This window comes from Flavobacterium sp. UM26 (genome assembly GCF_057922445.1).
In genome coordinates this window covers 264791-283277 of the sequence record NZ_JBVHCY010000002.1, presented here as the reverse complement: position 1 = coordinate 283277, position 18487 = coordinate 264791, and the positions used below count along the sequence as shown (strand labels likewise).

Here is an 18487-nt window from a genome sequence, read left to right as displayed (position 1 = left end):
CTTTTACTCGCTTTAGGCGCCTTGCTCTTTGCGATTTGTTTTAAATCCGTCGAATTCTTTGAAAAAATCTAAAATTATGACCGCACTATTTATTGTCGCACTTGCCGTATTTGGCTATTTGGTTTATGTACTAATCAAACCCGAAAAATTTTAAAAATGAAAAAGATAAAAACGAATAATAGACCCTTAGTAGTAGCCATTTTGACTTGGACTTTCGCTTTTATTGTGCTTGTAGTTTTTTTATAAAAGCTAAAAATTTATTTAATTTCTAATCAATAAAATATGAACACAGAATTTTTTGGCGTCATCAGTATTTTTATCCTCTCTATCGTTTTGGCAATTCCTGTTGGAAGATATATAGCTAAAGTTTTTTTGGGAGATAAAACAATGCTTGATGCCATTTTTAATCCTATTGAAAACTTTATTTTCAAAATAAGTGGCATCAATGCTACCGAAGAAATGAATTGGAAGCAACATTTAAAAGCGCTTTTGAGTGTGAATATGGTTTGGTTTTTCCTTTGCTTTTTTGTGCTACTTTTCCAAGGTAGTTTACCATTAAACCCAGACGGAAACCCATCTATGTCTCCAGATTTGGCCTTTAATACCGCCATTTCATTTGTAGTGAACTGTAATTTACAGCATTATTCAGGCGAATCTGGTCTTTCTTATTTAGGTCAACTATTTTTAATGTTCTTGCAATTTGTTTCTGCGGGAACAGGAATAGCGGCAGCTGCTATGGTTTTTGTAGCTATGAGAGAGAAAAGCACAGATAAACTTGGGAATTTTTACAATTTTTTCATCAAAAGTTGTACTCGTATCTTATTGCCTCTTTCTGCTATTGTTGCTGTAGTTCTAGTATTTAGTGGAACTCCAATGACATTTGAAGGAAAAGATAAAATAATGACCTTGCAAGGAGATACTGTTGAAGTTTCTCGTGGTCCAGCCGCCGCATTTATTGGTATCAAACATATTGGTACAAATGGTGGTGGTTTTTTTGGAGCGAATTCGGCTCATCCATTAGAAAATCCTACGTATTTAACCAATGGGGTTGAATTGTGGTCGCAGTTAATTATCCCGTTTGCAATGATTTTTGCATTAGGTTTTTTCCTTAATAAGAGAAAGTTTTCTTATATCGTTTTTGGAGTAATGACAGTAGGTTTCTTACTACTCGTTATTCCAACAGTGATAAGCGAAATTAACGGAAATCCAGCTATCGAAAAAATGGGAATTGCCCAAACAACCGGCGCGATGGAAGGTAAGGAAGTGCGTTTTGGTGCTGCTATTTCTGGTTTTTGGAGTATTGCTACGACCGTAATTTCTACAGGTTCTGTGAACTGTATGCACGATAGTTCGATGCCAGTTTCAGGAACGATGCAATTGTTGGCTATGATGGTCAATGCTTTTTATGGCGGTTGTGGAGTAGGTTGGTTGAATTTTTACATCTTTATCATCTTGGCTGTATTTATTTCTGGATTAATGGTAGGTCGAACTCCTGAATTCTTAGGAAAGAAAATCGAAGCAAGAGAGGTAAAAATCGCTGCTTTTATAGCGATACTTCATCCTTTATTAATCTTAGCAGGCACTGCTTTGGCTACTTATTTTGCGGCGAATGATACCGCAATGGGCTATTGGTTTAGCGGTAATGCTACTGGTTGGTTGAATAATCCTGGTCATCACGGATTTTCAGAAATGCTTTATGAATTCACTTCAAGTGCGGCCAATAATGGTTCTGGTTTTGAAGGGTTAGGTGATAACAATCCGTTTTGGAATATTGCTACAGGAATAGTGTTGTTGTTAAGTCGTTTTCTTCCCATAATTGGACCTTTGGCTATCGCAGGATTATTGGCTAATAAAAAATACATTCCAGAAAGCGCGGGAACTTTAAAAACTGATACTACCATTTTTGGTGTGATGATTTTTGCCGTTATCGCGATTATTGCAGCCTTATCTTTCTTCCCAGCATTGGCTTTAGGACCATTGGCAGAATATTTTACATTAAAATAGAAAAAAGTTAGAGGTTAGAAGTTAGCGGTTAGAAGTAATTAAACGAAGACCACTAACCATAATCGAATAACATTTAAATATTTAACTCGTTTTAAAATGACAAAAAATAATTCCAAATCATTGTTTGAAAGTAAGCAAGTAAAAGAAGCATTAGTGCAGTCTTTTGTAAAGCTTAACCCAAAAACAATGTTCAGAAACCCGGTAATGTTTACTGTTGAAATTGGTACTGCTATTATGTTTGTTGTGTGTCTTGCCATTTTATTTGGCGCATCCAATCAAGGTAGTTTTGCTTACAATCTCATAGTATTCTTGATTTTATTTGCAACACTTTTGTTTGCCAATTTTGCTGAAGCGATTGCTGAAGCCAGAGGGAAAGCTCAAGCAGACAGTTTGCGAAAAACACGTGAAGAAACACCTGCTAAAAAAGTTTCAGAAGTTGGTAAAATCTATTCACACGAAATTGAAATGATTCCTTCTTCACAACTAAAAATGGACGATTTGTTTTTCTGTGAAGCTGGTGATATAATCCCTATTGATGGTGAAATCATTGAAGGATTAGCTACTATTGATGAAAGTGCTATAACTGGAGAGAGTGCACCAGTTATAAGAGAAGCAGGTGGTGACAAATCATCGGTAACAGGAGGAACAAAAGTATTAAGTGACAGAATTACGGTAAGAGTTACAACCAATCCAGGAGAAAGTTTCTTGGACAAAATGATTGCTTTGGTAGAAGGAGCGAGCCGTCAGAAAACACCAAACGAAATTGCTTTGACCATTCTTTTGGCAGCATTTACCTTAATCTTCGTGATTGTTTGTGTGACCTTGAAACCTTTTGCTGATTATGCGAATGCACCTATTACAATCGCAGCTTTCATCTCACTTTTCGTTTGTTTGATTCCAACGACTATTGGTGGATTACTTTCTGCTATTGGAATTGCGGGTATGGATAGAGCTTTGCGTGCCAATGTGATTACCAAATCAGGTAAAGCAGTAGAAACTGCGGGAGATATTGATGTATTGCTTTTGGATAAAACAGGAACCATCACCATTGGAAACAGAAAAGCAACGAATTTTTATCCTGCAAAAGGAGTTTCGCAAGACGAATTTATTCAATCGGCTGTTTTAAGTTCTTTGGCAGATGATACTCCAGAAGGAAAGAGTATTGTGGAATTGGCTGGAAATGAAGTGGCACAAAAATTATCTATTGAAGGGGCTACTTTAATCAAATTTACTGCCGAGACAAGAACTAGTGGCGTAGTTTTAAGAGACGGAACCAACATCAGAAAAGGGGCTCAAGATGCAGCAAAAAATATCGTTCAGCAAGCAGGAAATGTATTTCCAGAAGATATTGCCCATACGGTTATTTCGATTTCTTCTAATGGAGGAACGCCCTTGGTAGTTATCAAAAATAACGCTGTTCAAGGGGTAATTGAGTTGCAAGATATTATCAAAACGGGAATGAAAGAACGTTTTGAGCGTTTAAGAAAAATGGGTGTGAAAACCGTGATGGTAACAGGAGATAATCCTTTGACCGCCAAATTTATTGCAGAAGCTGCGGGTGTAGATGATTTTATTGCCGAGGCTAAGCCTGAGGATAAAATGAATTACATCAAAAACGAACAAGAACAAGGCAAGCTTGTAGCGATGATGGGTGATGGTACCAATGATGCACCTGCTTTGGCTCAAGCCAATGTTGGTGTAGCGATGAACAGCGGAACTCAAGCTGCTAAAGAAGCGGGTAATATGGTGGATTTAGACAATGACCCAACCAAGTTAATCGAAATTATAGAAATTGGAAAACAACTATTGATGACTAGAGGAACGCTTACTACTTTCTCCATTGCGAATGACGTGGCCAAATATTTTGCCATTGTTCCTGCTTTGTTCATCACTGCAATTCCAGCCTTGCAAGGGTTGAATATTATGCAATTGCATAGCCCTGAAAGTGCTATTTTATCAGCGGTGATTTTCAATGCCATCATCATTCCGATTTTGATTCCGTTAGCCTTAAGAGGAGTGGATTACAAACCAATTGGTGCAGAAGCTATTTTAAGAAGAAACCTGTTGATTTACGGTTTGGGCGGGATAATTGTGCCTTTTATAGGAATTAAACTAATCGATTTGGTGGTGACGTTATTTATGTAAAATCAAACTTGACAGGTTTTTGAAACCTGTCAGGTTTAAAAAAACAAAAACAAAATGAAAAACATATTTTCAATACTAAAATTCACCGTATTAATGGTAATTTTATTCGCTGTAATTTATCCATTGGCTATTTATGGCATTGCACAATTTGCTCCCAATAACGGAAAGGGAGAAACTATTACTGTTGATGGAAAAGTAATAGGGTATCAAAAAATAGGTCAAAAATTCGACAAAGCCAACTATTTTTGGGGGCGACCATCGGCAGTAGATTATAATGCTGCAGGAAGTGCGGGAAGCAACAAAGGACCAAGTAACCCAGAATATCTTGCTTTGGTTCAAAAAAGAATCGACACGTTTTTAATCGTGCATCCGTATTTGAAAAAAGCGGATATTCCATCGGATTTGGTAACGGCTTCGGGAAGTGGTTTGGACCCCAATATTTCACCAGAAGGCGCTTTGATTCAGGTTAAAAGAGTTGCCCAAGTAAGAAAATTGTCTGAAGAAAAGGTAAAAGCTTTGGTGGAATCTAACATCAATAAACCATCTGTAATGGGAACTTCAACGGTAAATGTTTTAGAGTTGAATGTAGCCTTAGATAAATTAAAATAAAACGTCTATAAAAACGAAATGCCCTAGCCCAGATAGCAACGTAAATCCTTTAGTGCCAGGGTTTGGCACTAAAGATTGCAGTGAATAGCTGGATTAGCTCCTAATTAAAAATAAGAATCAAGTGAATAAAATACTAGTTACAGCTTTGTTAGCTTTTGGTTTTGCTACAGCTCAAGATATAGAAAAAAGTCCGTTTACCTTTTCGGGTTATGTAGAAGGATATTATAGTTATGATTTTGGGAAACCCGAGAATCATACCAAATCGGAATTTATTTACAATTATAATAGGTCAAATGAAGTGAATTTGAATTTGGGAATCGCCAAAGTGAATTATTCGAAAGAGAATGTTCGTGCCAATTTTGCCTTAATGGCGGGAACTTATGCTCAGTACAATATGGCGGCTGAGCAAGACTTGTTGCAAAATGTGTTTGAAGCGAATGTAGGCGTGAAAATTTCAAAAGAACACAATCTTTGGATTGATGCTGGAGTTATGCCTTCGCATATTGGATTTGAGAGTGCGATTGGGAAAGATTGTATGACTTTGACCCGAAGTTTGGGTGCTGATAATACGCCTTATTATGAAGCGGGTGTAAAAATAGGGTACACTTCGAAATCAGAGAAATGGTATTTGGCAGCAATGTATTTGAATGGTTGGCAACGTATTCAAAAAATTGATGGCAATCAAACGCCTGCTTTTGGAACTCAAGTGACTTTTAAACCATCAGCAAGTCTATCCTTAAATTGGAGTACTTATGTTGGAAACGAACAACCTGATGTCGATAAAAAATGGCGTTATTTCAACGATTTTTTCGCAACATTTAAAGTGACCGAAAAAACAAGTCTAGTTGCAGGTTTTGATATAGGAGCGCAGCAATCCGCAAAAGGAAGTAGCGATTATGATGTTTGGTACAATCCGTCAGTAATCGTTCAATACAAACCAACAGACAAAATTCAGTTGGCCGCTAGAGGAGAATATTATCAGGATAAAAATGGTGTAATCATTGCAACGGGAACGCCAAATGGGTTTAAGACCTATGGTTTCTCTGCAAATTTTGATTATTTGGTAGCCAATAACATTATGTTTCGATTGGAAGCACGTTCATTAAATAGCAAAGACGATATCTTTTTAAAGAGCAATACTCCAACCAATAGTAATGTATTCTTGACTTCTTCTCTTGCCATTTCTTTGTAAAAGAGAAGTTGCTATGAATTATTTATTTGCCATTAAGATGTTACTTGTTTTAACATCTTAATGGTTTAAATACTAAGAACCAAATTGTTTTGTATGGACAATGAAAAAGAAAATAACGTTAAGCACTTTCTCGATTTAATCCAAAAATCGCGTAGAGGAAAGTTCAAGGTTTACATTGGAATGAGTGCGGGTGTTGGCAAAACGTACCGAATGTTGCAAGAAGCGCATACGTTGTTGAAGAAAGGAATTGACGTTAAGATTGGCTATATCGAAACGCATAATCGCAAAGAAACCCACGAGTTACTGGGCGGTTTGCCAATTATACCGCGTCGAAGTATTTTTTATAAAGGAAAGCAGCTTGAAGAAATGGATGTGCAAGCCATTATCAATTTGCGTCCCGAAGTGGTGATTGTAGATGAATTGGCGCACACCAATATTGAGGGAAGTAAAAACGAAAAACGCTGGCAGGATGTTTTGGAAATTCTCGAAGCAGGGATTAATGTGATTTCGGCGGTAAATATCCAACATATTGAGAGTTTGAACGAAAATGTAAAGCAGATTACCAATATAGATGTCAAAGAAAGAGTGCCAGATAATGTGCTCCGAATGGCCGATGAGGTGGTGAATATCGATTTGACTTCGGAGGATTTGATTGCCAGATTAAAAGAAGGTAAAATCTACACTGCGGATAAAATTCAAACGGCTTTGAATAATTTTTTCAAAGCTGACCAAATTTTGCAATTACGTGAGTTAGCATTGAAGGAAGTGGCGAGCCAAGTCGTTCGAAAAGTGGAAAATGAAATTCCTAAAAAAACCGCATTGCGTCACGAAAAATTATTGGCTTGCATCAGTACTAATGATGCAACTGCCAAAATAGTGATTCGAAAAACGGCTCGTTTGGCTACTTATTACAATAGCGATTGGTATGTTTTGTATGTTGAAACGCCAAAAGAAAGTAGCGACAAAATTGCTTTAGACAAACAAAGACGCTTGATTAATAATTTTAAGTTAGCCACAGAACTAGGCGCGGAAGTAATTAAAGTAGAAAACAAGAAAATCACTGATGCTATTTTGGCCATAGTCGAACAAAAACAAATTACAACTGTTTGCATTGGAAAACCACACTATAGTTTACTAAACGCTATTTTATCAACCTCACTTTTCAGACGATTATTGAATACGCTTTCGTTATCGAATGTTGATTTAGTAATTTTATCATAATTTATAATACTATCCTAAAATGAGAATCAAAACCAAATTAAATCTAGGCGTAGGATTGCTATTTTGCTTAATATTTATCCTTTCATTGGTAAGTGCATATTCTGTTTTTTCAATTAAAAAGGATACTGGTAATATTCTAAATGCAAATTATAATACTTTAGAATATTCGCGTAATATGTTGCTTTCGCTCGATGAAATGATGGTTAATAAAGATAAAGCTATTGCTCTTTTTGAAATTAACCTCAATAAACAAGTTTCCAATATTACTGAGAAGAATGAAGATATTGCTACTCATAAGTTGAAAGATAATTTCAATTTTTTAAAGAATGACAGTAATAATGAAAAGGTAAAAGCACAAATTCGACAAAACATTTTTGAGATAATGAAGCTCAATATGAACGCCATAAAAATCAAAAGTGACATTGCCAAACATACTGCGGAAACCGCCAATTTATGGATAGCTGTAGTGGGAACCTTATGCTTTTTGATTGCTTTTAATTTATTGGTCAATATGCCCAACAATATTGCAAATCCCATCAAAGAATTGACGGAAAGTATCAAGCAAATTGCCAATAAAAATTATTCGGAAAGGGTTCATTTTAGACACCATAACGAATTTGGAGACCTAGCCAATTCCTTTAATACAATGGCTGAAAAATTGCAAGAATACCACAATAGCAATTTGTACAAATTGTCTTTTGAGAAAAAGCGTTTAGAGACCTTAATCAACAATATGCACGACCCAATTATAGGGCTAGATAATGATGGAGTGATTTTGTTTATCAATGATGAAGCCATCAAAATTATGGGCTTGAAACAAGAGGAGGTTGTCGGAAAGTCGGCTGAAAAATTGGGCTTGACGAATGATTTGATGCAATCTTTGCTTGTAGAGAAATCAGAAAATGAAAAAGCGCAAATAATGAAAATTTTCGCTGATGATAAGGAAAGCTATTTTGAAAAAGAAATTGTAAAAATCACCATAAAACCAACAGGCGAAGACCAAGCGATAGCCATCGGAAATGTAATCATTTTGAGAAATATTACTTTTTTCAAAGAATTAGATTTTGCCAAAACCAATTTTATTGCCACCGTTTCCCACGAATTGAAAACGCCTATTGCCTCGATAAAAATGAGTTTGCAATTGCTTGAAAATGAAAGAACAGGTGCTATTAACGAAGAACAAAAACATTTGGTGGACAGCATCAAAGAAGACAGCGAGCGTTTGTTGAAAATTACTGGAGAATTGTTGGAACTTTCACAAGTAGAAACAGGAAACATTCAGTTGAATATCGAAAAAAGCAATCCATACGAAATGGCTCAGTATGCCACAGAAGCCGTAAAAGTACAAGCAGAACAAAAGCAAATTGAAATAGTTATTGAAGCAGAGGAAAATCTGCCAAGCATCAAAGCAGACAGCGAAAAAACCGTTTGGGTCTTGATTAATTTTTTGACCAATGCCATACGATATTCCTCCGAGAAAAGCACGATTACCATACAGTTAAAAAACGAAAATCATCAAGTTGTTTTTTCGGTAATCGATAAAGGAAAAGGAATAGATGTTCGATACAAAAACAAAGTTTTCGATAAATATTTCCAAATTCCAGGAAGCCATAAAACAGGAACAGGACTAGGTTTGGCCATTTCAAAGGAGTTCATCGAGGCGCAAAACGGAACCATTGGTGTAAAAAGTGAACTCGGATTGGGTTGTACGTTTTATTTCAAATTAGGAAGTGTTTAGGAGCTAATCCTGCTGTCCACTGTATCTGTGTCGCTGAACCCCAGCGCCACAGGATGCCGTTTACTTCGTCAGTTCGCTATGCTCGTGTCCATCAGGGCTAGGGCAGTCTTTATTTCGAGAAAGTTTAGGATTAAGACACAATTCGTTGGATATAAAATTGGTCTACAACATAGGCTAAACCTATACCAATTAAGTAGCACAACAAATCACTCCACAAAAAACCTTGTCCCAAAACATAATGTCCTAACGTGGTTTCTCTAATCGCCACTAGTGCTGCGGCTGTACTAAGTTGTTGGATTTCTATCGCGAAGCAAAATAGTAAAGGAAGTCCAATGTGCCAAGGTCTTTTGCTTTTCAGAAACACCCACCGAAAACCAAAATAGACCATTGCGGCATACAAGATATCACCCACAAACAAGGGAATACCCACTATTTTTCGGGAAGCAATTCCTAATACAATCGTAAGAAGGGCAAGAATAAAGTATACGAAACGAGGTTTCATTTGTATTAACAATCGGCCATATTAACCGCTACCGCCAAACCACCTTCTGAGGTTTCTTTGTACTTAGAGTTCATATCTTTTGCGGTTTGCCACATGGTATCAATTACTTTATCCAAGGGCACTTTGGCGTTTTTCGAATCGGTTTCGAGAGCCAATTCTGCTGCGTTGATGGCTTTTATAGCGCCCATCGTATTGCGTTCGATACACGGAATTTGAACCAAACCGCCAATTGGGTCACAAGTTAAGCCCAAGTGGTGCTCCATGGCAATTTCGGCAGCCATCAATACTTGTGCTGGGGTTCCGCCCATTACTTCGCATAAAGCGCCCGCAGCCATAGCTGATGACACACCAATTTCGGCTTGACAACCACCCATCGCGGCCGAGATCGTGGCTCCTTTTTTGAAAATACTTCCAATTTCGCCCGCTACCATCAAGAATTGTTTGATTTGTTTTTCGTCGGCTTGATGGTTTTCAATCACCATATAATACATCAATACGGCAGGAATAACGCCAGCACTTCCGTTGGTTGGCGCGGTTACTACGCGTCCCAAAGCGGCATTTACTTCGTTTACCGCCAAGGCAAAACAGCTTACCCATTTCAGAATTTGACGAAACTTTACTTCGGTTTTACGAATGACTTCTAGCCAAGATTGTGGCGAATCATAATTGGATAAACCAATCAAATTTTGATGCAAATCAAAGGCTCTTCGGCGAACATTAAGTCCGCCAGGTAATATACCCTCGGAATGGCAACCTATGTACATACATTCTAACATCGTGTGCCAAATGCGCAATAGCTCACTATGCACCTCGGCTTCTGGTCGCATAGAAATCTCGTTGGCATAGACAATTTCAGAGATACTTTTGTTTTCTTTTTGAGTATAGTCTAGTAAATCTGCGGCATTATTAATAGGGAAGGGGAAAGCACATTTTATTGCGACTTTCTTTTTGGCATTGCTACGTTCTTCTTTTACTACAAATCCGCCTCCAATGGAATAAAAAGTGGAAGCATATTCGGTTTCATTTTCAAAAAAAGCAGTAAAGGTTAATCCATTAGCATGGAAAGGAAGAAACTCTTTATGAAAGACAATGTCTTGTAAAATATAAAAAGGTAGCGCTTTCTCGTTGCCTAATTGAATCAAATGATTGTTTTCAATAGCTTTGATGATGCCGTCAATATCCTGCACCGGAATGTACTCTGGGTCTTGACCACTTAAACCTAGCATCACGGCCAAATCAGTAGCGTGTCCTTTTCCTGTCAAAGACAACGAACCGTACAAATCTACTTTTACTCTAGTGATTCTTTCCAAATCAAAATCCTGGCGTAATTCTTCGAGGAAACGTTCGGCAGCACGCCACGGACCTAAGGTATGAGAACTAGATGGCCCTACGCCAATCTTTAACATATCGAAAACAGAAATGCATTCTTCCATGATTCTAAAGTAAAATTTGTAAAACAAAGATAAACGAATCAATGCTAAATCTGCATAATTTTATATCAAAATAAGTGTTCAATTGTGGAATTCTTTTTATATAGGATTCATATTGAATATTTTTTAATATTCTATTAGATTGGGTAGCTGTTTATTTGTTTAACAGAACCAACTTTTGTGTTCCTTGTTACTTATCTTGTGCGCTTTGGGGGTATTTTTACCATAGCTTTGAAAGGAAAAATGTTATAAAATTGATATATTTACTTTTATAAATCAAAAACTATGGAAGAGCAACAATCCAATCCAGAAGAAAATCAATTTGAAAAAATTACTGATATTATTATTCGACTAGGAATGCTTTTTTTAATTGTATTTTGGTGTTTTTCTATCTTAAAACCTTTCATACTAATGTTAATTTGGGCCGTAGTTATTGCTATTGCAATGTATCCCATATATTTATCGGCAGTAAAATTGTTTAGAGGTAGAACCAAAACGCCTATTATACTTTTGACACTTGTATTGTTGAGTTTGATTATCATACCTAGTTTTTTGGTAACAGAATCACTCTATGAAGGCATTCGTTATCTAACCATAAGTTATCAAGCTGGAGAGCCCATCATTCCACCACCAAATGAAGCTACCGCCAATTGGCCTTCTTTTACTAGACCAATTATCGACATTTGGCAACACGCTTCGGACAACCTTCAAGAAACAGTATTGAAATATTCTGAAGAAGTCACGACGGTTGGTTCATGGATATTATCGGCCTTTGCAGGAATAGGAAAAGGAATTTTGCAATTTAATTTATCCATTATCATTGCGGGATTTTTATTAGCTTTTTCAGAAAACTTAAAAGTAATTTCTAGTAAAATATTTATCAAGTTAGCGGGCAACAAAGGAGATCATTATGCCTCAATCACAGTAACAACCATTCAAAATGTAGTTAAAGGATTTTTAGGAGTAGCCGTTATTCAGGCGGTTATGGCAGGAATTGGTTTTTTTAGTGCAGGGGTACCATTTGCAGGATTGTGGTCTGTAGCTTGCTTGGTTTTGGCGGTGGTTCAAATTGGAATAGGACCTATTGCAATTCCGGTTGCTATTTATATGTTTTCGGTTTCAGATACAACAACGGCTACATTACTTACGATTTGGTTGTTGATTACCCTTTTGGCTGACAATATTCTAAAACCTATTTTGTTGGGTAAAAACGCTCCTGTTCCTATGCCAGTGGTTTTTTTAGGTGCAATTGGTGGTTTTATGCTGAGTGGGTTTTTAGGTCTGTTTTTAGGGGCTGTAATTTTGACCATTGGATATAAATTATTTTTAGCTTGGCTAGAAACCGATAATCAGTAACCCAAGAAAAAAGAAAATCTTTGCCAAGTCTGATTACTTGGCAAAGAAACTTCGATTTATTCTTCTAGTAAAGCCTTTCTAATTTCTTGTAATTCGGCTACTTTTTCTGGGCTTACTTTTGGGTATTCTAATCCCATTTCATCCAAAGCATTGATGATGGCTGAAGCAATAACAATACGTGCATACGATTTATTATCTGCAGGCACCACATACCAAGGTGAGTGTGTAGTGGTGGTTTTTTGAATTAAATCTTGATAAGCATTCATATAATCGTCCCAAAAAGCTCTTTCTTTAGCATCGGAAGCGCTGAATTTCCAGTTTTTATCTTGGTCGTCAATGCGCTCTATGAAACGTTTTTTTTGTTCATCTTTGGATACATTCAAGAAAAATTTAATCACGATAGTTCCATTGCGATTTAGGTATTTTTCGAAATTGCGAATGTCTTCAAAGCGTTCCTCCCAAATTGATTCGGTTATTAATTCTTGCGGAAGTTTTTGGGCTTTCAGAATTTGTTCGTGCACCCGAACAACCAATACTTCTTCATAATACGAACGATTGAAAATACCTATGCGACCACGTTCGGGTAAATGTTTTTGGCAACGCCAAAGAAAATCGTGATCCAATTCTTCGGAACTCGGTGATTTGAAAGAAGAGACTTGACACCCTTGTGGATTGACGCCCGAAAGCACGTGTTTGATAGCGCCATCTTTTCCAGCAGCATCCATCGCTTGAAAAATGAGTAATAATGACCATTTGTCCTGAGCATATAGAATTTCTTGCATATCAGCCAAGGCATCGACACCTAAGGCTAAAATTTTAGCTAATTTTTTGTTGCTAATTTCAACTTCCATATCGGTTTTATAATCCGATAATTGAAAAGAACCTTCTTCGGGTACTTTAAATTGTGCCGAAAATTGCTTCGCTCTTTCGATTCGTTCTTTTGGATTTAATTTTTCAAAAAGGAGTTTTTTTTTCTTTGGTTTTTCTTCTTTGCTCATGGATATCAAGTTTTAGGATTGGTTTTAAGTATTTGTTTTTCAATAGCTTCACTCAAATTTACTTTTTTTATTTGTGCTATGAAAATAAATTTATGTTGATTGATTTTGATGTTGTTTTCTTAAATTATTGTGTGTCAGTCTACTTGTTGTTTTTGGTAAAAAAGAGGTTCAAATTCGACCTTCGAGATAGTTTGTAATTTATTTAGGTCAATACCTATGGTTTCCTTATTTTTGGGTTCTAATAAACCAAAAACAGTATGAAGAAACTAATTCTATCTTTATTTTTAGCCACTACTGCTTGGGTTTCGGCTCAAGTAAAAAGCCCTTCTCAGTTCATTCCTGATTATGGTAAACACATTACTTTTTATCATCAAGTTGAAGATTATTTTGAACATTTGGTTGCACAAACGTCCTACATCAAACCGTTTAGATACGGACAAACGGCAGAGCACCGCAACTTGAATGTGTATTATATTTCTACTCCTGAGAATTTAGCCAATTTGGAGCAAATTCGTTTGAACAATTTGGCATCAATTGGTATGGCACCCAATCAATCCAAAACGGTAGGCGATAAGCTAATTGTTTGGTTGAGTTTCAACGTTCACGGAAACGAATGGTCTGGAACCGAGAGCGCTTTGACTGTTGCTTATGAATTGACTAATCCAGAAAATAAAACGACCAAAGAATGGTTGAAAAATATCGTGGTAATTCTTGACCCTTGTGTGAATCCTGATGGGTATTCAAGATACGGAAATTGGTTGCATGAAATCGCCGGAAAAAACACGCATCCAGGTCTTACCGATAGAGAGCACATGGAAGAATGGCCAGGCGGACGCTACAATCACTACATTTTTGATTTGAATAGAGACTGGGCTTGGCAAACCCAAAAAGAAAGCCAACAACGTATTGCTTTGTACAACCAATGGATGCCGCAAGTGCATACAGATGTTCACGAACAAGGGTATAATTCGCCTTACTTTTTCCCACCTTCGGCAGAACCTTTGCACGAGTTTATTGAGCCGTATCAAAGAAATTTTCACGCTTTGTTAGGAAAAAATATAGCTGCCAAATTCGATGCTCAAAATTGGTTATACAACACTAGTGAGCGTTTCGATTTGTTTTACCCAAGTTATGGAGATACCTATCCAACCTATAACGGTGCTGTAGGTATGACAGTAGAACAAGGAGGTATTGGCGCAGGTAGAGAAGTAACGATGGAAAACGGAGCGAGTGTTACTATCAAAGACCGTTTGACACATCACGCTACTACTGTTTTAACGATAGTGGAATCGGCTGCTTCTCAAGTAGAGCCTTTGTTGAAAGGATTTAGAGGGTTTATGAATACTTCTAGGAAAACAATGAAAGGGAAGTATGCAACTTATGTAATGAAAAGCAATCCTAAATTAGAGCAATTGGCCGATTTGTTACAAAAAAACAAAATCGAATTTTCTTATGCCGATGCCAAACAATCAGCAAGTGGTTTTAATTACCAAACGAAAAAAGAGAACAGCTTTACCATCGAACCCAATGATATGATTGTGAAAGTGGACCAACAAAAAGCCGTTTTTGCTCAAATTTTGTTCGAACCTAATCACAAATTGAATGATAGTTTGTCTTATGACATTACGGCTTGGGCGTTGCCACTGGCTTATGGTGTTGAAGGCTATGCTTTAAAAAATGCTATTAATATCAAAACAAAACCTACGATTGAAACGACTTCATCTTCTATACCAAGTTCAGTGTATGCGTTTCATATTCCTTGGAACAATCGTACTTCGGCTCAAGTGGTAGCATTATTGCACCAAAAAGGTATCAAAGTACGTTCAGCAATGAAACAAGCTGTTTTTGGAAGTACGACTGTAGAACCTGGTGGATTAATCGTGAGCAAAGGCGATAATCCAAAGGTGGTTGATTTTGAAAAAGTAGTGGGTGAAATCGTGAAAAAGAAATCAGATTTCTCTGTTATATCTTCTGGATTCTCGAAAAACGCAAGAGATTTAGGAGGAGAAAATTTTCCGTTGTTGACGGCTCCGAAAATCTTGTTCTTATCAGGAAGAGGAGTAAGTTCTACTGATTTTGGTTCGGTTTGGTTTTATTTAGAAGAAACTGTTGGTTATCCTGTAAGTATTGTAGATGTAGATCGTTTTCGTAGAGTAAGATTGCACGAATTCAACACCTTGATTTTGGCAGATGGTAATTATGATTTTTCTGATGGAGAACAAAAACGCATCAACGAATGGGTGAGTAGCGGTGGAAAAGTTATTGCTATGAACGGAGCTTTGGATATTTTTGACGGAAAAGATGGTTTTGCATTAAATGCGCACGCGACCGATGATGACAAGCAAAAAGCAGAAAAAACAGCCAAAGAAAAAGAATTGAAAAAACGTTTCTTAGATTCGGCCAACGAAGAGCGTCGCGCGATGTCGGATGCTATACCAGGTGCGATTATCGAGAATGTTTTGGATGTTACTCATCCGATGGCATTTGGTTTAGGTAAAAAATATTTCAGTTTAAAAACCGATAGCCGTCATTATGCTTTATTGAAAAATGCTTCAAATATTGCTTATGTTCCTAAAGGCTACAAAAGTTATGGTTTCGTAGGTCACGAAATTGGAAAAGAATTACCAGAAACGGTAAATTTCGCCATAGACTATAAAGGTTCTGGAAAAGTAATTTATATGGTGGATAATCCATTATTTAGAGCGTTCTGGGAAAACGGAAATTTACTCTTTAGCAATGCTTTGTTCTTGGTGAACTAGCCTTTATTTATCTTAAACAACAAAGCGCGATTCTTAGGGTCGCGCTTTTTTTGTTGATTGTTTAACTGTTTAATCGGTTAACTGTTTAATTGTTTAACTGTTTAATTGTTTATTCTCTGCTCCTTTTATAACCCTTTGTGCTCATTGCGGTAATTTTTTTGTGTGCTTTGAGCCTTCTTGGTGTTCTTTGTGGTTAAGTTTTTTTTGCTTTCAAACAAACACACTAAAACGGATACCCAATTGCCAAGTTAAAAATCAAGTTCTCTTTTCTCCATGCGCCATTTCCCAAATTGATTTGGTCAATGACCCAACGATTGCCTTCAGGCAGGTAAGGCTTACGAAGCGGGAAAGCAAAATCCGTTCGGAGGATAAGGAAAGACAAATCAAAACGCAATCCAAGTCCAGCGCCGACTGCCATTTCTTTCATAAAGTTTTTAGAAAATTTAGCTCCAGGTTTGTTTTTATTTTCATTGAGTAACCAAATATTTCCCGCATCGATAAAAGCAGCTCCTTTTACAAAACTAAACAAGGTAGTGCGATATTCGGTATTGAGCTCGATTTTGATATCTCCTGATTGATCCGCCAAAAAACCGTTGGTATTTATTGCTTGATCTAAGTAACTTCCGGGTCCAATAGAACGCGCTCTAAAGGCACGAATACTGTTGGTTCCTCCAATAAAAAACTGCTTGATAAAAGGCATTTCTTTTGAATTCCCAAAAGGCAAAGCGGTACCAACTATAATCCGACTCGCCAATTGGCCTTCCTTTCCTAGTTTTAAAAAATGGCGGAATTCATTTTCGAATTTCACATATTGGCTGAAGGGTACTCCAAATACTTTTAGCGTGTCTTTTTTATCGATGTTGGCACCAGCAATCAAACCTGTAACCGCAGCCGATAAGTCAACCGTACCTTTGTAATAGATGGTGTTTTTCTTTCTTCTTTGTGCCGTGTTGGAGTAGGTGTAAGAGTAAGTGGGGCCAAAAATAAGCTGGCGCTCAATCACTTTACCTAGTGAGGGATTTAGTTCTACTTCATCGAGGTACAATTGCGTTACGTTTTGAGGTCGCGCAAAAATGACCTCACCTATGTTTAGTGTATGTTCTCTTCTAGCATTTTCTTTCCAGTTGTACCCAAACAGCGCTTTAAAGGTTTGTAATCTGTACAATTGCTGGCGATCTTGAAATTCATAGCCCAAAGTCGCCTTGGTTTTTGGCGTAAAGCGATTGCTCATTTTGAAGCGAATTGGGGAAATCATTCGTGGCCAAATCAAATTGGCTTCGGTTCCTAATCGGTATACATTAAAGCCATTGTTTTGACCAGAGATTTGTACTTCATATCCACCAAATACCGAAATCGAAAGTAGTTCAGCTCCTCTAAACGTATTGCGATGGATCCAATTGGCATTCAATTCTGTTCCGTGATAATTGGCCGAATTGGTTTTAGCCAAAACTTCAAATCGCAAGGCTTTTCGTTCTAAAGGCGATAAGTAGTAAAAGGCATCTAAGTAATTGCCTTCTATCAACGAAGGTTGAAATTCATTTTTGACCAATTTAAAAACGCCCAAATTCACCAAGCGATTTAAAGATAAATTGTGATTGTTTCGGTTGTACACATCTCCTTTTTTGAAGTACAATGCACGATCAAAAATTTTGGGTTTGAACAAAGAATCACGATCAACGATTGTAAAATCTTTGTATTGGGTTACCGCTTTTTTGGAGGCGCTGATGGTATCGGCTCCCAAGGTGTAATTGGGATAAATTACAATTTGGTTGATTTTATAAATGAAACGGGCGCGAGCGGGTGTTTCCTCTTTTACTTTTACAATCAAATCGACTTCTTGTTGTGCAACGGTTGATTCTACTTGAATTTTTAAATATTCGGGACTGAAGTAATAAAACCCTAATTCTTTCAAGCGTTCGTCAATGCGAATGCGCTCTTCTTTTATGGTTTCTAGGCTGTAGGTATTGCCGATTTTGAGCAAGCTTCTTCTTTCGGTACTGCTAATGGCTTTGGACAGATCTGAGGAATCTTTCGGGAACACCACTTTTTTGATGCGGTACTGTTTGGAAGGTGAGACGGTGTATATCGCTTGAATCGTTTTGCCTTTTATAATCGTATCTGCTTTGGTTTTTGCATTGAAAAAACCTTTGTTTTCCAAATAATTTTGGAGCACTAATCGATTGTATTCGGGATCTAGTTTGGTGTTCAAAACGGGTGCTTCGCCTACTTTGGTACGCAACCAATTCCGCCATCCTTTTTCGGTTTTGGGTGTTCCTGCCAGATTGTAAATGGATAGTTTTGGATAAATGCCTAAGAAAGATTGATTGGGAATCGGACGTACTAAAGTACTCAATTCTGTAGCCAATGCTTTTTTTTCTTTTGAGCTGGTTGGTCCTTCAACCCTTACTTTGGCACCCGTATACAGCAATTCGCCTTCTGCTAGATTTTTAGTAGAAGAACAGCTTTGAAGCCCTATGGCGACAAGTAAAATGAATACTATTTTGTGATACATTTTCACTGTACTTTGGTTTTG

13 protein-coding genes are annotated in these 18487 nt (G+C 37.2%); 9 read left to right on the top strand and 4 right to left on the bottom strand.

What is annotated here, in order from left to right:
- The first annotated feature begins 76 nt into the window (after positions 1 to 76).
- The 7 genes from kdpF (at position 77) to ACZ1AQ_RS03560 (ending at position 8909) form a co-directional block, all read left to right on the top strand.
- Complete coding sequence (gene kdpF / locus ACZ1AQ_RS03590; RefSeq protein ID WP_111410498.1) at positions 77 to 154, top strand: K(+)-transporting ATPase subunit F; 78 nt, start codon at positions 77 to 79, stop codon at positions 152 to 154.
- Positions 155 to 282: 128 nt separating this feature from the next.
- Positions 283 to 2004, top strand: coding sequence for a potassium-transporting ATPase subunit KdpA (kdpA, locus tag ACZ1AQ_RS03585; RefSeq protein WP_489631577.1), 1722 nt, complete (start codon positions 283 to 285; stop codon positions 2002 to 2004).
- Positions 2005 to 2100: 96 nt separating this feature from the next.
- Complete coding sequence (kdpB, locus tag ACZ1AQ_RS03580; protein WP_489631576.1) at positions 2101 to 4149, top strand: potassium-transporting ATPase subunit KdpB; 2049 nt, start codon at positions 2101 to 2103, stop codon at positions 4147 to 4149.
- A gap of 54 nt (positions 4150 to 4203) precedes the next feature.
- On the top strand, positions 4204 to 4758 hold the full coding sequence (locus ACZ1AQ_RS03575; RefSeq protein ID WP_489631575.1) for a K(+)-transporting ATPase subunit C: 555 nt from the start codon (positions 4204 to 4206) through the stop codon (positions 4756 to 4758).
- Positions 4759 to 4879: 121 nt separating this feature from the next.
- Positions 4880 to 5950, top strand: coding sequence for a porin (locus tag ACZ1AQ_RS03570; RefSeq protein WP_489631574.1), 1071 nt, complete (start codon positions 4880 to 4882; stop codon positions 5948 to 5950).
- A 93-nt stretch (positions 5951 to 6043) separates the two neighbouring features.
- Positions 6044 to 7171 (top strand): sensor protein KdpD, encoded by a 1128-nt coding sequence (locus ACZ1AQ_RS03565; RefSeq protein WP_489631573.1) that lies wholly within the window; start codon positions 6044 to 6046, stop codon positions 7169 to 7171.
- 19 nt (positions 7172 to 7190) lie between these two features.
- On the top strand, positions 7191 to 8909 hold the full coding sequence (locus ACZ1AQ_RS03560; RefSeq protein ID WP_489631572.1) for an ATP-binding protein: 1719 nt from the start codon (positions 7191 to 7193) through the stop codon (positions 8907 to 8909).
- A gap of 130 nt (positions 8910 to 9039) precedes the next feature.
- Here ACZ1AQ_RS03560 and ACZ1AQ_RS03555 read toward each other — a convergent pair whose 3' ends face one another.
- Together ACZ1AQ_RS03555 and ACZ1AQ_RS03550 are read right to left on the bottom strand one after the other, a co-directional pair.
- A complete protein-coding gene (locus ACZ1AQ_RS03555) occupies positions 9040 to 9411 on the bottom strand; it encodes a ribosomal maturation YjgA family protein (RefSeq protein ID WP_489631571.1) in 372 nt (123 codons plus the stop codon).
- A gap of 5 nt (positions 9412 to 9416) precedes the next feature.
- Positions 9417 to 10844 carry an L-serine ammonia-lyase gene (locus ACZ1AQ_RS03550; protein WP_489631570.1) on the bottom strand — a complete coding sequence of 476 codons (1428 nt, stop codon included), beginning with the start codon at positions 10842 to 10844 and terminating at the stop codon, positions 9417 to 9419.
- 282 nt (positions 10845 to 11126) lie between these two features.
- Between ACZ1AQ_RS03550 and ACZ1AQ_RS03545 the strand changes: the two genes are divergently transcribed.
- Entirely contained in the window at positions 11127 to 12197 is a 1071-nt protein-coding gene (locus tag ACZ1AQ_RS03545; RefSeq protein WP_489631569.1) for an AI-2E family transporter, read from the top strand.
- Positions 12198 to 12253: 56 nt separating this feature from the next.
- Here ACZ1AQ_RS03545 and ACZ1AQ_RS03540 read toward each other — a convergent pair whose 3' ends face one another.
- The gene (locus tag ACZ1AQ_RS03540; RefSeq protein ID WP_489631568.1) at positions 12254 to 13195 is read right to left on the bottom strand and encodes a polyphosphate kinase 2 family protein; all 942 of its coding nucleotides are present in this window, start codon (positions 13193 to 13195) and stop codon (positions 12254 to 12256) included.
- 257 nt (positions 13196 to 13452) lie between these two features.
- Here ACZ1AQ_RS03540 and ACZ1AQ_RS03535 point away from each other — a divergent pair, with 257 nt between their 5' ends.
- Positions 13453 to 15954 carry a M14 family zinc carboxypeptidase gene (locus ACZ1AQ_RS03535; protein ID WP_489631567.1) on the top strand — a complete coding sequence of 834 codons (2502 nt, stop codon included), beginning with the start codon at positions 13453 to 13455 and terminating at the stop codon, positions 15952 to 15954.
- A gap of 223 nt (positions 15955 to 16177) precedes the next feature.
- Here the strand turns inward: ACZ1AQ_RS03535 and tamL are convergent, their stop codons facing one another.
- The gene (gene tamL / locus ACZ1AQ_RS03530) at positions 16178 to 18466 is read right to left on the bottom strand and encodes a translocation and assembly module lipoprotein TamL (RefSeq protein ID WP_489631566.1); all 2289 of its coding nucleotides are present in this window, start codon (positions 18464 to 18466) and stop codon (positions 16178 to 16180) included.
- Between the last annotated feature and the right edge of the window lie 21 nt (positions 18467 to 18487).